Genomic DNA, 17,897 nt, shown 5'->3' on the forward strand with positions numbered 1-17,897 from the left:
ATCGCGGGCCCGGAAACCGAGAGGCGGGGATCAGCGGTTGCCGACGGGACCCGGACGCCCAGCGTAGCGGGTGCCGCGGACGCTGACACCGATGTCGATCCGAATATTGTGGCGGGCCGGGATAATTCGATGACCTGGTCCAAGGCCGATCACCAGGAGAGTGGACGCCCGTTCGGCCCGGCATCCGATGATGAGCAGACGTTTACCGGCGATTCCGATGCCGGTATGGGAGACGCCCCAGACCGGGGTGATACCGGATCACCGACAGGCGCATTCGGCCTCGATACAGAGGCGGACGACTCTGCATCCGCTGTAAGGGCCGGGGGCACGGCCTCGGGAGCCGGTTCCAGCGACCACGGTGAGCGGCTCCCGGGCGGGAGTGATCCGGAGACGGTGGGTTCCGGGCAAGGGACGAGTGCTGGGTCACCGGCAGATTCCGGTCCCGGCGGGGACGAGGGCGGTGCCGGGGTGCCGCCGGATGATACCGGTGCGGTGCCGGGCGGCGCGGGCCGGGAGCCCGTAGATGTGATCGCGGCAGTGGCGAATACGCTCGCGCGGCGGCATCCGGGTGGCTTGATCGAGCCGCCCGATCCGGTGGGTGCGGCCGGTGTGGATATGCGGGCGCTGGAGCAGGTGTTCGAGGGTAATTTCGTTCGGGCGGGATTCGAGCGCGGGGCGACGCCGCGGCAGGAGCGGTTTCGGTTGCGGTGGCTGGCCCGGGACGAAAATCGCCGGTTGGTGGGTATCGGGCGCGGTAAGGCCGAGGCGGCGCGGGAACAGGCCCAGCAGCGTGACGAGGAGATGCAGGCCGAGGTCGACGAGCTGAGCCGGGTGCGGGCGGGTTTGGCGGCGGGGCAGGATCCGGGTGCGAATATCGAGGCGCGGCTGGCCGACACTGCCCGGGTGCAGGGTGTTGTTACGGAGGGTTTGTCCGATGCCGAACGGTGGACGGTGTATGCCGGGTTGGTGGGTGAGCAGATCGTGGAGAAGCGGTCGGCGCGGGAGCGGGCTCGTGCGGGGGAACTGGCTGCTGGGGCGCGTGAGGCGGAGAAGTACGCGGAGTGGGGGGCTGAGGAGAGAGCTCGTCTGCGGCGGCTGGGTGATGAGCGTAAGCGGCTGGGTGATGAGCGTAACCGTATCGATAAGAAGGAGTGGCGGAAGCGCTCGACGTCGCAGCATCTGCGGGAGTCGCTGGAGGAACTCGGGCCCGGTGGCACGCTGGTGGTGGTCGAGGAGTACGCGGATGCGGATGCGTTTGGGGTGAATGCGCGGCCGTATGTGCTGTATCTCGACAGCGAAACTGACACGGTGATGGTCGAGGACGGGGTGTCGGGCGGGCCGGTACCGTTCGATTTCTCGGAGCGGGCCGGTGTCGAGCGGACGTTCACTGCCGGTATTCGTGGTGATGGTTCCCCGATGGTTCGGGGTCCCGGGGGGCGGGGTGATGTGCCGCCATGGCCGGGAAAGCCGGGTGGTGGAGGTGATGGAACAGCGGGCTATGTACCGGAGTCTGTCGATCCGGGAGACAAGGGTCCGGACTTCGGTGTTTCGGTGCCGGGGGGGCAACCGGAGAACTTCGGCATACCTCCGGTCGATCTGCCCGTGGCGGGGAAACGGCCGGTCGGATCGGATTCCGGTGTGGTAAGTGCCGGGCCGATACCGGAGCCGGAAACTTCGGTGCCGGTGGGTGATCTGGACGAGGTCGGGATCGCCGCGATGGTCCCGGAACTGGTGCAGCAAGGGATCGCCTGGCGGACCGCGAAGGATAAACTGAAGTCTTCTCTGTTCGACCGACTGCCCACCGAGTATCGCGATCTCTTCTCAGGGGAGATCTTGGACGGTCTCGGCAGACAGGGCGTCGATGCGCTGCAGGATCCGGGCTCGGAGTTCCGCAGGTATGTGGACGAGTACCACGAGCGGCTGCGGGTGCAGATCAATCGAGTTGTCGCCGGTCTGCCCAGGTGGGTACCAGGGTTGACTGTCGGGACCACTCCGGAATCCGCGCTGGAATCGACCAGGACCCTGCAGGTGGCCGGTGATCTGTGGTTGATGCCGGACCGCCCGGCAGTGCTCACTTCGCCGCTGGCGGACTTCGCGAGACTGCACGGCATCGTCGCGCAGATCCGCGAACTCGCGCAGTACACCAGGTGGATCGAGGCGATCGATGCCGTGGATTCGGCGATGCACCGCGAATTCGCCCACCCGGGTTCCGGCCCGCTGTCCCTGGCGGAATTGCGTGCCCGCGCCGCGGAATTCAGTGCCAAGGCCGCCGCGATGGACACAATTGCCACGACAGTGCGGACGAACGGAGTGCGGCTGCGGAACCTGGCATCGGACTCGGGCGTGCTGTTGAACGTAGGGAAAGCCCCGCGCCGCGATGTCCTGCCCGGTCCGGAGACGGTGGCGCGTCTCCGGCGGGAAGTCGAGGAACTCGAGCTACAGGCGAAGACGCTGCCACACCCTGACCGGCAGCCTGTCGTCGTGCGCCTCGGCTCGCTGACCAATCTGATACGCACCATAGAAACATTCGACACGTGCAGCCTCGAGCTCGAGGAGGCTCTTTTCGAACTGGACACCCTGGCCTTAGCCGGGAGTTCGGTCGAATCCCGGCCGCCGCAGGACTCGCCCGGGAGCTGGGAGGCGGACAGGGCCCTGGAATGGGTCGCTGAAAGCCGGATCGCCGCGTCGGATCTGCTGACCTGGATCGAGTATTACGAACCGGCCGACAATGTGCCGCCCGAGACGCGGCGCAGGCAGTGGCTCACCGGCATCGAGGCGCTGGATCGGGCTGTCCGGTATGCGTCGGCCGAGCTCGAGTTCGCGTCGCGGGCCGGTGGTGACGATGCGGGTCGAACCCGTGCGATCGAACGGATGTACTGGCAGTGGCGGGTCGAGCAACTGGCGGCGCGGGCGAGTGTGCTGGTGGACCAGACCGTCGTCCGCACGGACCTGTTCGACAAGGTGCAGCGGCTGTACTGGAGGGTCCGTTCGCTCGTCGAGGAGTCGGATTTCGGCCGGGACACCGGGTTCGCGGCGAGCTACCGAGCTGAGCTGGACGATGCCATGACGCGGCCGGTGTCTCCGCAGCGTCTGTTATCGCTGGTGGACGACATCCGTGAACAGTTGGTGTGGGAGCATGTCGACCGCGTCGGCCGATTCAGCGACGAGGTGGTGCTCGAGGCCGGCGCCGCCCCTCCGGACCCCGAAGATCAGATCGCTCGGGTACTGATCGACCTCGATGAGCTGGCCGGCGGGCTGGATTCGATGATCCAGGAACTGGGTCTGGTCGAGCGGCAAGTGGACGGTCTCCTCGGACCCGATTCCGCCTGGAAGGTGCTGGACGATCTCGTCCCCGATGCCGGTGATGCGGTCGCTCCGCATCGGCGGCCCGATACCGAGGATGCGGAGTGGGAGCCGAACCGTTGCGGCGCGCGGCTGCTGGGCAATATCGCGCGGGTGTTCGGCCGGGACGATGTCGGGGAACTGGAGGGTGTCGGTGAGCTGAGCGGTGTGCTGATCAGCCGGCTGGAGCAGGCGCTCGCCGGTGATCTGGACGAGAGGCCGGACGGTGACGCGGGTCGTGCGGTGCGGATCCTCGAACTCGCCGAGCTCGAGGCGGGGGTGCGCCGCCTGGTGGCCGCGGGGCAGGAACGGGGCGGGGTGGCGGTGTTCGACCCCATCGTGACCTCGGCCGCACCCGGGGAGCTGGGGCATACCTATCTGCTCGAATGGTCGGTCGACGAGCAGGGTGAACTCAGGTTCCGCCGCTACGACGATCAGCTGCGAGCCGATGCGGAAACCGGGGCGGCGGAGACCGGATCGGCCGGCGCCGGACATGATTTTGCACTTCCCACGGCCGGATTCGGTGGTCCGGTGTTCGTGATGTTCCTCGACGCCGGCGGGCAGATCCAGTCGCCGCCGGGGCGGCGGGGGTTCTGGCGGACGCGGCTGGACCACGAGGATTTCCCGGTCGGCGCCGAGGGCGACGATCTGGATCGGGCCGGCCTTGCCGCCCACGCTCCCGAGCTGGCCCAGCAGCGGTTGCGCTGGGCGGATCGGCGTGAAGTGTTGGTGGCGGACCTGCGTCGGTACTTGGCGAGAACCGAACAGGACGACGACGATGTAACTACTCCGGTCCTCGAATTCGCTCAGCTCTCCGCCGACGAGGTGCTGAAACCCGATTCGCCGGATCGCGCGCGCGCTTTCGCCTACCGGGACCAGTTGCGCAGGGACATCAACGACATCATCTACCGAATACCGGAAGTGGTGAAATACGTCCGCGACCTGGAGATTCCGGACTCACCCCCGCAATCGACGGACCTGCGACAGGCACTCGGTGATCTGTGGTCATGGAAGAACTGTCCGCCGGAGTTGGAGGACGCCATCCGGCGCTTCGCGCTACTGGACGCCGTCGCGGGGTGCGTCCATGACATCGAACAGCTCGACGGCTGGAACCGTGCCATCGACGCGCTCGGCATCGCTGTGCATGTGGAATATTCAGGCCACGGGGCAGATATGTCCGGATACGTGGATGTGCTCGCCCGGGTCGAGGAGTTCGACGCCACCGTTCGAGAGTTCGTCGATATCACCAACGAGGTTACGGCAGCCGAGTACCAATTCAGGTCTGCGTGGGCAGAACACGAGGTGCCTATGCGCACCCCCGAGGAGATCGTGCTCCTGGCGGGCCGGTCTGCTCTAGTGCGAATCAACTCGGAATTGTCAGGGCTGGAGGAGAAGTACGCCGCTCTGTCCGGTGCGTCACGCGTCGACGAAAGCACCGTCGATGAAGGCGACGACAGAGCTGCCGATGACAGCGCCACGATCGCTGACGACATAGTCTTGCGGAAACTGCTGATCTACAGCGCCGCGGACCTCTTGGAAGCGAGCGAGCGCCGGGCAACCGCTTGCCTCGCAATAGATCTCCTCGCCACGGACATCCGTGACACGCAGCCGGTCGTCGCGGACCATTTCGCCCGGCTGAGGGAGGTCGGAGCGCAGCTTATCCGCGAACGAGAACTTGCTATCAGCCTAAGTAGGCTCCCGCAGCAGTCTCCACACAAACCTACCGCCATCGGACCCCCTGTACAGCGGGTGCAGAACTGGCTGGCCGGCTACTCGACGCTGGACAACGCGATACAGCACGCGGAGGCGCTCGTCCGGTTTGCGGATCTGCCCAGCGGCCCCGGTCGGGCACCCGAAACGCAACAGGCCGACGAGGATCTCCGGAATCGGAACCGCACCCGGCTGTCGGAAGCGGTGGAACGGCTGACCGTGCTCGTCACCGATCGGCGTGCCGCGATCGATCGCCTGAACGTCCTGACCGGTGAGTTGTTGGAGTCGGGGCATTCGCTGCAGCGCTTGGGGCATCCGGACGTCACGGAAATGCGTGTGCGTGCCTTGAACGACACGATCATGCCGCGCGTGGAGACCGCCGCGGTGCGGACGTGGGTGGAGAATATCTGGCGGGGGTGGTTCCACGAACACCGCCTCGGCCTCGGGGACGCGGACAGCGGTGATGCGGGGCTCCATGAAATCGAGCGGGGGACCGGCGAGATTCCGGAGGGTTTCCTCCAGGTCGCCCGGAAACTGAGGAAACTCGAAGAGTTGGCCGACGAGTACGATGTCGTGCACCGCAACCTGGGTATCGCCGAACTGGACTTGGACAAGCTCCTCCAACCCACCTCCACCCGGGAGATATTCGCCGCTCTGACCCCCGGTGTCACCGATGCCGTCCTGCCCTTCACCCCGTCCGACACCGACGACCCCGCGGTCGGCGCCGGACCTGTCTCAGGGCAAACCGATCCGGGCTCGGCCGAGCAGGAGACCGCTCGTACGAATTCCGTCGACCCGACCGGTTTTTCCGGTCCCGGATCGTTGCTCGGTCCTGATCTCTGCGGCGCGCATCTGCTGACCAATATCGCGGCGGTCTTCGGCCGGCGCGATATCGGTGACCTCGGACCCTCCGGTGATCTCGACGGTGTGTTCGTCAGTCGGCTGGAAGCGGCAGTGGGCGATCCGCCGGTCGTAGCGACCCGGTTCGCCGATCTGGCGGATGCGGTGGAGCTGCTGCGGTTCTTCGCGGTGGCCGCCGGCGATCGCCGGGTTCGGCACGTCGGTCTCGCCGTATTCGATCCGACCCTCACGCCCACCACTGTCGGGGATCTGGGCCACGCATATCTGGTCGAATTGCGGGTCACCCCTCGGGGGACCGAGCATATGCTGCGCTTCGATGGGCTACTCGGAGAGAACGGTCGCAGCCCCGGGCGCCCGTTCGAGCCGCCCGCTCGGGGTAGTGGCGATCCGGTATACGCGATGCTGCTCGACGAGAACGGGCGTCCGGTGGCGATCCCGGGAGATATTCCGGTGCGCTCCGCGGACTTTCGGGTCGGCGCCGATGAGGCCGTTCCGGAGAACTCCGGAAATGACGGTGGTCTGCCGGAAGTGCACCGAGCGGTCCGGGCGGTGCTGGCACGTCATCACGGTCTGGACACCGATCTCGAGCCGACCGGGCGGGACCCGGTCTCGCGCGCGTGGCTTGCCCGGCAGCGCGGGGGCGCGTTGGCCGCGCTGTGGTCGTGGGCCGGGGAGAACGATCAGGTCGGCGAACTGGTGCGGCACTATCCGGGTATCGGCCGCAGGCTCGCCGAAATCGGCTGTCTGGATGCGGTGACAGCACGGAAGTTGCTACAGGACAGTTTCAATGAGCTGTCGGTTGCTGGAACGAAGAGCGGGAACGAACGGGACCATCTTCGGCGGGCCGAGGGGTTGGTCGGCAGTGTCACCGGACTGCTGGATATCATAGCCCGGAACCACGGGTTCACCGCCGGGGCGCGATTCCTCGCCGCGCGGTACCGGCCGGATGCGTTCCAGGTGCCGGGCTGGACCTCGCGGGGGCAGGTGCAGATATCGTGGACGCTGGGCGAACCGGAATCCGCGGAGACGGTGATCTGGTATCGATCGCGCGTCGGCATGGGTGCCGAAGACGGTGAAATCGCCGGTGATATAGAGGAATATCTGCGCGGCGACGAGCCGGACGACTCCGTCGCGATGATCGTCGTGCTGGATTGCGCCGAGTCGGAGGATCATCTCGCACTCGACCTCCGTTTCCGTGTCGACGCGGGACGGGCGCGGGCCGATGCCGACGATACGGCTGAACGGATCATGCGGGCGGGCCTGGTCCGGCAGATGACGGAGTTCGGCGAACCGGGGGCCGGGCAGCGGCCGCGGGTGCTGCTGGTGGGCCGGCGTGCGGCGGTGGACGCGGTCGAGGCCGCCGGCCTGTTACCCGGGATGGGCGACTTTTTCGACGGTGATCCGGATATCGGGGATCCGCTGCGGGCCGCCACCCGGCGGCCGGGCGGGTCGCTCGAGATGGTCGCGCAGGCGTCCGTGGCGCGCGCCCGGGCGGAGTTCGAACAACTCGGGCCGGCCCCTGATACCGATGCGGTACGGAAGCTGGTCCAGCGTTGCGGACAGCGGGTGCTCGTGCAGCTCGCCGATACCGAACCCGCCCTGATCGCCGGCCTTTCCGGCGTGCCCGCCGAAATTCGTCATATCGCGAATAGTGTGCTGTTGCAGAGGGACTCGAACCCCGGACCGGAAAGTCGCTTCCCCGAAGCCGCCGCCGAGAAGAGCACCGGACTGCGGCGGCTGACCCGGGCGGCACAGGGGCTGCCCGGGGCTCCGGAGGCTCCGGAGGTCACCGTGCTCTCCTTGGACCGGACCGGCCACGGGATGGACGGCGCGGATATCGTCGCGCTCGGTGATATCGAGAAGGCGGCGCGGATCCGCGTGGTCACTCGGCACACGCAGGCCGACCCGGCGGCGTTCACGGCGATGGCCGGGCGGGCCCTGCGTGAGCACCAGAAGTTGCTCGCCGGGCCCGGTCGCACCGAATCGGTCGCCACGCTGTTCTGGGTGGGGTCCGATCTCGGGGTGTGGCGTGCACAGCTGGCCGGGATTCTCGACGGCCGGGTCCATGCCAAAAGCGCCGGTGGCCCGGGTATCCCGACAATCGAGCATCCTCCATTCGATCCCCGGGAGTTCACCCGCGAGAAGCTGTCGCCGCTGCCGTGGGATCCCGGTGGTCACCTGCTCCGGTTGATTTCCGTCGGCCTCGAGCAGCGCATGAATACCGCCCATATCATCGCTACCCTGGGCCGCCTGTACGGCGCAGCCCCGGACGCGACGATGCGACTGCGGCAGGACTGGGCGGAGCTCTATCGCCGGGAGCTGCGGCAGGTAGCCGAGCGGCTCGGTATTACCGAGGCCGATCTCGACGATCCGCTCCTGCAGAAACAGTGGCTTGCCGATCTCGACGGCGAGACCGACGTGCCCGCTGATCTACAGGATTTCCGGACGCTGCGAAATGTGCACAGGGCATTCGTCGAGTTCGATGAGTGGGGTACCCGGATCTCTCAGGTGACTGCGCTGGGCGGGGCGCTCCGGCAGGCGTGGGAGCATTCCCGCTTCGGCACCGATATCCGGGCGGAGTTCGATCTGTTGTCCGGGCTGTCCCAGCGGCTGGACGGTTCGGTCGGGAAGTGGGCAGCACGTGCCGGGCAACTCGACTCTGCGATATCGAACCCCGGAACGGTCGCCGGCGAGCCGATTTCCCCGGACGATTTCGGCTTGACGCCCGGGGTCCGCCGTTGGACCAGCGCAGAGTTGAACGCACTGGACGACCAGGTGGCCAAGAGCACGAAGCAGCTGGCCTTCTATCTGGACGGAAGGTCGGAAGCGTATTCGGATGAGGATCTGGAGCTCGCGATCGGATTCGGCCTGCTGGCACCGCAGACCACGGCCGACTCCGGCGATCCGGGGGAAATCCACCACTTCACCAAGGTCGCCCTCGACTATCTGCAAACGACCCGCCTGCGCGCATTGGCCGACCGGGTCGACGCCGAGGATCTGCAACTTGCGCAGCTCGGCGATTTCAACGACGCGAGCCTGGCCGCGCTGGTCGAGCTCGCGCACGCCCGGCAAGCGGCTCCGGTCCAGGTGCTGGGTCCGGAGTTGCGGCGCCTGCACCTGCGGGTATCCGATCCCGAGGATGCGAATGCGGAATCCGCGGAGCCGCTCGCCACCGCCGCCGAGTTCGAGCGGGCTCGCAGTATGGAATGGGATATCCAGGAACACTGGGTGGCGGCCAAACAGCGCTACCTCGACGCCTGGACCGACCTGGCACGGGCTTATCCCGCCGAGGCCGAACGGGTCGGCCGGTTGTCGGAACCTGCCGTGCTGCGCGAACTGCGCGGCCCGGACGGTCTCGACGATTCGCGAAATGAACTGTTGGACACCCTGGTCGCGGCCGCCGACGAGTTCGGCCGATACCAGGACCTGCGCCTTCGGCTGAACGCGCGCGCCGCGGAGCTCGAGCCGTGGGCGCGCACGCGGGCGGAACTCGGTGACGCGCTGAGCGCGCATTGGGCGGTCGTCGAGCAACTGTGGGCCGAGGCCGGTGTGCCGTCCACGCCGCGGCGTGACCCGGCGGGGGTGTCCGGCAGGCTGCTGGCCGAGCGGGAACAGCAGGTACGCGCCGCGCTACCGGACGTGCTCCCCCCTGAGGTCACCACCGAGCGGGTCGCCGCACTGGCACCGCGCCTGCAAGGCTTCCGCGCCGGACGGGACTACCTGACCGCCCACCGGCTGGTGGAGGCCGTCGCCGCGCTGACCGAGATCGGTGATCGCAGTGCGGTCGCCGATCGCACCGTGCATCAGGGGCTGAGCGAACTGCTCGAGATGGCCGATGATCAGGGTGGCTACGAACTGCGGCCGGCAGGCCCCACGGACGGGATGGCCCGGCACACACCGCCGCCTCCATCGCCGACCGGCCGGGTCCCGGCGGTCGGTGACGGCAGTGCCGCCCTCGCACCTCCCAGCGCCGCCTTCCCGAAGATCTGCGCGGTGGACGCGCAGTCCTTCATCGATTTGCTGCTGGACCGCATCGATCCGACCCTGCCGTCGGTATTCGGCACCAGCGAGACCAGCCGCGACATCCGTGAGAACGGAACCGACCCCCTCGATATCGCCGAGCGGTACCGGGCGAATTGGAGCCCCGGCGGTTTCTCCGAGTTCGGCGAGATGCGGGAGCTGGCCGCTGAGGGTGCCGTGGTGCTGGGCGCGATCGACACCGATTCCGGTGCCCACGCGTTCGTGCTGCACCGCTGGGCCGACGGCCGGGTCTGGGTGCACGTCATCGAGAACGGGGTCCGCGTCGATGTCCCGCTGGCTGCAGGGGACGATTTTCCGGTGGCCGACTGGACGGTGCCGCCGGCCCAGTGGTACGGGATCGTGCTGGACATCGAGGTGGGCGCGGACGGTGTGATGTCCTACACGCCGCGTCACGAGATCCTTCGGGGACACCGCCCCTCCGGTAATCCCGGCGAGACCTACCCCGCGCACCGGCTCGGCGGGGAATCGACCGGACGAGACCGCGACGCCGGACAGCAGGCTCCGAGCCCGGTCGTGGCCGAGGAGCTCGCCGCGGCGGGGCTGTTTCTCGCGGACCTGCGGATAAGCCCGGGCGCCACCACCGATTCCGCCGCGATCCGGCGGGCGGTCACGTTCCTGGACGGTGCGTCTACGGAGTTCCGTGCCGCGCTGTTCGCCGAATTCCCGCAGGTAGCAGGCCAATCCGAGCTCGTCGCGGCGGATGACCGTGACCGGTGCAATCGGCGACTCCTCACCGGCCAGATCACCGACCTCCTGGCACTGTCCCTTGCCGCCGACCGGCGGGCGGAAGTCGACGCCCACCTCGCCGAATTACTGACAACGCGTGACCTGGTCCGCGACCTCGCCGATCAGCTCATGCACAAGGCCGGTTTCCGAGCGCGGCTGCTGACCTTCCCGCAGCCCGGGCAGCCCGGCCCGCTGGTGCTCGAACTGGGGGTTGCGGCCGATCTCGCCGCCGAACAGGTGATCACCTATGTGCCCGGCCGGGTCGCCGACGCGGCGGCGGCGCGACGTGCGGTGCGTGCGGCGGCGGCGCTCACCCTCGAAGCCAACGCCGGTGGGCGCCCCACTGCTGTGACGGTCGTTGTGCGTCGGGGTGCCGCCGATACGGAATCCGTGGTCGGGCAAGTGGTGCACCGGATCGCCACCGTCGCCGCGGCCCGCGAGCTGCGGTCGCCGGAGCTGCCGCAGCCCCGGTTCGAGATCGTGCATCGGGGTGACGGACGTGAGATCGGGGTAGAGATCGCCCGCCGGTTCACCGAACCGGCCGTGGTGATCCGGGCGGACGGCGAACCGAGTGCCGCGCCGGCACGAGAACTTTCGCCACGACCGCGGCCGGAGGAGTTTCGTCCGTTCGTTCGCAAGCCGGAATCGGTGGGGCGCACCGGAAGCCACGGCGGCCGGACGTTCGAACTCGAACTGAACTTCCTCCGGGACGCAGCCCTGGCCGCCGGCACGACGCCGGCGCCCGCGATGGAGTCCGAGAATGCCACGAGGACCGCCGAATTCGTGGCGGATCTGGACAATATCGAGGCGCTGACCGCCGTGGCCAAGGCGCAAATGGAATATTGGGGCGGCCGGGCGGGCCAACTGGCCGACGATGCCGGTCTGATGCGCCGCGTCATCGAATTGGAGACGCTCGCCACGAGAATATTCGAGGCGGAGGCGGAAGCCCGGCGTGGGTACGATTCGACGGATCGGACCCCCGAGGTAAATGGGCTCCGCGACCAACTCACGAGCCGGGCTCGCGAGACCGTGGAATGGGCCGCCGAACGCAAATATACGTGGCAAATCGGAGATTTCGCGCCGAGCCGGGTGCTGGGGCCGGCAACCCTGCGGCTCGCCCGGGAGTTCACGCGACAGCTCGCGGAGTTCGCGACCCCACCGGACCTGCAGCCGGGCGGGTGGACCCACCGGAATGTGGACGCACTCGCCGAGCGACAGCGGCAACTCCACCGGGATCGTGACCTCCGGGCCGCGCACCTCGGTGAGCTGATCGGCTATCCGCCGGCACTGCTCACACCGGAGCACGTGGAGGTGCTCGCCGAACGACTGAGTCGTCCGGCCGCCGCCGGGCATGCCGAAGCCGACCGATTGCGTCATGTGGACCGTGAGCTGATCGCGGGTGCGGCGTTTCTGGCGGGCACGGCACGAGCTGAAGGTCTCGCGCTGCTGCACGGTGCCACGGTCTGGACCCGGGCTCAGCTGGCTGTGCTGGACCAGGAATTCCGTAAATTGGCGCGCGGCGCACGCGAACTACGTGAAATGGCCCGCGACGCACGGGAGCTCGGTGACTACGACTTCGCCCAGGAGCCGACCGAGCTGAACCGCCTGCGGGAACTACGCGGGCGGCTGTACAGCCCGGCCCCCGACCTCGAGGAATTCGACCGGTTCCACATTTCGGCCCGACTCGATCTGCTGATCGACCTCGCCGAAACCCGGCAGCACCTGGCCACCCGCGAAACCGCCCTGGCAGAGCTCGCCGGGCAGGTGGAAGACCTGGCAGCGCAGTACTTCCAGGCACGCGAGGCCCTGGTTACCGGGTCGGATAGCGGGGACGGCGCCGTCGGGCGGACGCCCGAGATAGAAGCGGCCCTGGAGCATGCGCTCGGCCCGGTGCTCGAGGCCGTCCGCACCGCCCGGCAGCCGCTGAAGCTGCCCCCGGCCGCGCACCCCGAGGACACCGTACCTTCACGATCACCGGCAGTCGCCGCGCCGCAGGGCCCGGTATCGACCGGACCGGACCGCGCCGCCGGCAAGCAGGCTCGGCTCGATGGCGATCCCGACAATCTTCCTCCATCGGCGGAAAGGCCGCGGGACGCCTCGGATACCGAGCAACCGGGGGTGCCGGAGGAGCGTCCCGCGGCGGGTCTCGATCCTGCGGAACTCCGAGTATCCCCGGACACCATCGAGTCTGCCGCGGCCCGGAAGATCGATCACTGCGCCTGGCATCTGCTCGGCAATATCGCCGCGGTCTCCGGACGGGACGATCTCGGGGATCTGGGGCCCGTCGGTCTCGGCGGCGCGCTGGTGAGCCGGGTGGAGCCGGTGCTGGGGCCCGGTCCGGACGGGGAACCGGTGCGGGCGGTGTGGATTCCGGAGCTCGCCGAGCTCGCGCCGGTGCTGCGGGATATGGTGCGGTCCGGCCGGTCGCGAGGTCTGGTGTCGGTATTCGATCCCACACTGACCCCGACCGTGGGCGGTCCGATGGGGCATACCTATCTGCTGGAATGGCAGTCCGACGGGCCGGACGGTATCCGTTTCACACGGTACGACGGGCCCGCGGCCGCCCCGGATCAGACGCCTGCCGGTGCGGAATCCGCCGCCGGACGAGATTTCGCACTGCCCGCCGAAGGGACCGGAGATCGGGTTCTGGTGGCATTCCTGGATCAGAACGGCCGGGTCGAAACACCGCGGCGACAGCCCGAATCCTGGCGGTCCAGAACGGACGCCGAGGATTTCGTGGTCGGCGCCGACGACGCGGTGCCCCCGTCAGCGGGCGACCCGGTGCCACCGGCACCCGTACTCGGCGAGCCCGGCTGGCGGGTAAGGCGAGTACGTGAAGAAGTCGAATTGGCGCGGGTGCTGTTTCACGATCCGGAGGTCAGGCAGGCCGCGGTGTCGATGCTGCAGCACCTGCGTGCGGTGTTGATCGAGATGCATGCGCCGGACCGGACCTCGGAGCAGATCGAGCGGGTCGAGGATGCGTTCTATGCGGTCGGGGGAACGCTGGGGCACGGGCAGGTGGCGCGGTCGGTGTCGCTGGACGAGCTGGCGGCGACCGGCAGTGTCCGGGAACTGATGTGCGCCGTGCAGTATGCGATGTGGTACAGCGCGGAGATCGATCCACCGGCGGGACCGACGCTCGACGACGGTGTGACCGAGCTGCTGAACCGGGCGGACTGGGCGGAGACGGCTGCCCGGCTGGGACTCGATACCGAGGCACTGGGTGCGATGCGCGCGCGGATCGTCGGGGCCGATCCGTTGGGAACGGTGGAATTGCTCGATGTCGCCGAATTCCAGAAATGGGCGCGCAGCGACGAGGATCTGCCATTCCTGGCGGAGCGTGAGCTGAGCGAGGCGGACGAACGAATTCCCAGTGAGCGGTGGCAGAGACGCCGGGTATGGACGGTCCAGGATTGGCAGCTGCTGGGGATGCCGTTGTCGTCCAGAGAGTTCGCGGCGATCCCGGGACCCTTGACCGCGCTCGAAGTAACTCGGTTGGAGCCGGGCGATCTGGAGTTGCCGCGAACTGCTGACGGGCGGGTCGACGAGGACGCGCTCGAGGATGCGCTGCGCGCGGAATTCGAGGCCCGCGGTGCAAAGTTCCGCTTCGCGCTACCGCTCTACGAGTTCGACGAGCAGACCGGTCGCCGGGTGCGGGATGCGAACGGGAACGCGGTGGTGGCCTTGGTGCGGGTCTACTGTGCGGATCGGGAGGTCACTCCGGAGGAGGCGCAGCGGCTGGATCCGAACAAATATGCCGTGCCGCTTCCGGCGGACAGGGCGACTGTCGGCTCGCTCGCTGTCGACATTGCCCGGGACGGGGAATGGTTCCGCTCGACCGCGGTCGAGCGGGGGTTCCCGGTGGTATCGGCGATTTCGGGGACGGCGGCCCGGTTCGCATCGCGTTTCCTGTGGCTGAAACCGCCGGGGGTTTCGGATAGGGCCTACCTGGGTGCAGTGCTGGCCTTCCTGATGCCGGAGCATCATTCGCTGTACGAGCTGGTGCGGGCGATGCAGAACTTCGGTCTGCAGGTGGTGGACCCGGCGGTGTTCGAGGCGGCCGATCCGGTGGATGCGCTGTATCGGTCGGTATTCGACGCGTTCGGCCTGCCGATGCCGGAGGGCGGTGCCCGGATCCGGCCGATCTCGGCGGATCGCCATGCGGCGGCGGGTATCGCTCCCGGCGACCTGCCTCCGTCGGCGGAAAGTCCGCGGGGCGCCTCGGATGCCGAGAAGCCGGGGGACCCGGAGGAACGCCCAGCCGATATCGGCGACCCCTGGACGGCAGACGGTTACGCGCCGGCACCCCTGAACGCCGACGAGCAGGCACAGGTAGCCGAAGTTCGGCGCCTGCTCGGCGGGACCGGGCCGGTGTTGCCGCTGCGGCACACCCATGTACCGGGCCTGGCGCTGGTCGCCGAGGCCGAACCGGACCTGATCGCCGGACGGGCCGGTATACCCGGCGACCTCCGCGACCGGGCGAATCGGGTACTGCTGCACCGGGTACCGACTGCCGACCCGGAACGGGCCGGAGGGCGGGCACACGAGTTGCGGCGGCTGGACCGGGCCGCGGCGCGGCTGCCCGGTGATTCGGTGGTCCGGGTCTTCTCGCTGGACTTGCACGGCGACGGCACCGACCTGGTGGTGATCGGCGATATCGAACGCGCCGACAAGATCGTCGTCGATGTGTCACCCGGGGCCACGGATCCGTCCGTTTTCGCGGCGGCGTCGAGCCGGGCACTGGAGTACTACAACGGGATGGCCGCCGATCCCGGCGAGGGGCCGTCGCCTGCCGTGGTGTTCTGGGCGGGCGCCGATATCGGTGTGCTGTACGAGCAGCTGTCGGCGATTCTGGAGGCGCGGGCGGTCGACGCGCTCGACGACGGCGCCGGTGGCCCGGGAGTGCCGAGCGAACTGCGGTTCCTGGTCGACAGGTCCCGGCCACTGCCCGATGATTTTCCGGAACCCGCACTGTTCCAGCTCCTCACCGACGGCCTGCACGAGCAGCTGCGGCTGGGTTTCCGGCTGGAGTCGTACCTGGACGCCAACCCCGGACTGGGGTCGTTGGGGCGTGCGGAATGGGATCGCCTCTACGGTGAACTGCTCCCCGAAATCGCGCGGCAGCTACAGGTTTCCGAGGCCGACATCCGCGATCCGGTACGGATGGACCAGTTGTGTCGCGATGCCGCGGACAACCCCGACGGTGTCTCACCAGATCAGCTGGATTTCTTCGCTTTGGACAACCTGCGCACTGCGGTGGCGGAGCTCGAGCGGTGGCGCACCAGGGCCGAGCGGGTGATCACCCTGAGCCGGGCGCTCGCTACCGCCCAAGCGCACTACGCCGCCGGGTTCGATACCCGCTCGGAACTGGAGATGCTCGGGGATCTGGCAGCGGAACTGGATAGGCAGGCCGGGGATTGGTTCACCGCGAGACGGGAGCTGCATCGCCCACCGCGTCCCGGGACGGTGGCCGGCCGGCCCATTCAGCCGGAAGTATTCGGCCTCGACCCACGTGCCCGGCGCCAGACCGGTGCCCGGCTGGCCGCCCTCGAGCAGGCGATCGAGCTGAACCGCGAAAAGTGGTCCATATATATCGAGCATGCGATCTCGGACGAAGAGCTGGCGTCCCGGGTCGCCGCGCGGGACGTGCGCGGGGATCTCGACGCCGGACGCCCGCGCCGGTTCCGTGATCCGGCCGTGGCCTATCTCCAGGCCGTTGAACTGCATAAACTGTCCGTCCGGGCCGAAGCCGCGGATCTGATGTTCGAACAGCGCACCGAACTGATGGACGCGAGCCTGGCCGCCGTCGAACAGATCATCGCGGCCCGGCCCGAGGCGCCCGGCCTGGGCGCGGCACTGCGGGAATTGCGGCAGCACTTCGCGACGCCGGGCGATCCGCAGCCGCACACACTCGACGACGCGGCCTTCGAACGAGCCACCGAGGTACTGGAGACCGCGCGCCGGCACTGGGCGGAAGCGAAACAGCATTCCCAGGATGCCTGGAAGGAATTGCGGGGGTATCCCGACAACCCGGAACCCGGTCGGTTGCCCGATTTCGCCGACCTCCGCGCCGAGGATGCACTGGACGACCTCGACGAAGAGCACGAGGCCCGGCTCGACACCGCCGCCGCGGCGGCCGATGTCTTCGCGGTCGCGCAGCTGCTGCTCGATCGCCTGGATGCGAAGGCGCAGGACCTCGAGCGGTTTGCCGCGGCACGTAACGCTCTCGCGGGAGCGGACCAGCAGACCGATCGCCGGGACGAGATCGCCGCGCTGGATCGCGATATCGCCGCCGGACTGGCCGAACTGATCCGTATCGGCGAACATCCGGGCGCTCCGGGGATCGCGGCCGAACCGGCCGCCACGGAAGGAGCTATCCCGGCCGTCGGTGACGGCAGTGCGATGCCGGACCCTCGAGCGAAGGATGTTCCGAAGATCTGCGCGGTGGACGCCACGGCGTTCATATCCCTGCTGTTGGGTATCGACACACCGTCGATACCGTCGATATCCGGAGCCACCGCCGGCGGGCAGCAGATCCGCGAAAAGGGTACGAGCCCGTTCGAATTCGCCGCGAACCTCGGGGCGAATTGGCGTAGCGGCGGTTTCGCCGGGTTCGAGGAGATGCGCGCCCGCGCCGAGGCGGGCTCTGTGGTGGCAGGTGCGGTCGATACCGATACCGACGCCCACGTCTTCGTCCTGCACCCGGGGATCGCCGGCGAGGTCTGGGTGCACACCCTCGTCAACGGTATCCGGACCGATATGCCTCTGGCGGAGGAGTGGACGCCGGCCGAGGGCCGACTGTACGGGATCGTCTTCGCCTCCGATGATGTGGACGCTGCCCGCGCCTATACACCGGAACATCCGATCCTCGTGGGCGACTACCCGGTGGGGGTCGCGGGGTATGACTTCCCGCGCCATGGATTGGGCGGAGAATCCGGGGCTTCAGGATCCGATCCCGCCGCGGGCTATGCGCCGCCGACGCCTCGGCCGATGCCCTGACCAGTGCCCGGGACGTAATGGGCGGTGCCGACTGCTGTCGTGCTACGAGATCGGCCGCTGGGCGGGCAACGTGCCGGCGGTTCAGGTCCTGGACTACTTCCCCGGAAGTATCGGTGCCGGCGCACCCGTACGGGACACATCGGAAACCGATGGCCCCGACCCCACGGATGCCATGGTGGGTTGACCAGCTCCTGCGCATGCCGTTGGTGACCGCGGAA

General features: G+C 68.3%; 1 protein-coding gene. It reads left to right on the forward strand.

The window, feature by feature from the left end; all coding sequences use genetic code 11:
• Window positions 1-468: 468 nt before the first annotated feature.
• A complete protein-coding gene (locus AB0F41_RS09350) occupies window positions 469-17,679 on the forward strand; it encodes a hypothetical protein (protein WP_357422291.1) in 17,211 nt (5,736 codons plus the stop codon).
• Window positions 17,680-17,897: the final 218 nt, after the last annotated feature.

Source organism: Nocardia sp. NPDC024068, from assembly GCF_040638875.1.
GTDB lineage: Bacteria > Actinomycetota > Actinomycetes > Mycobacteriales > Mycobacteriaceae > Nocardia.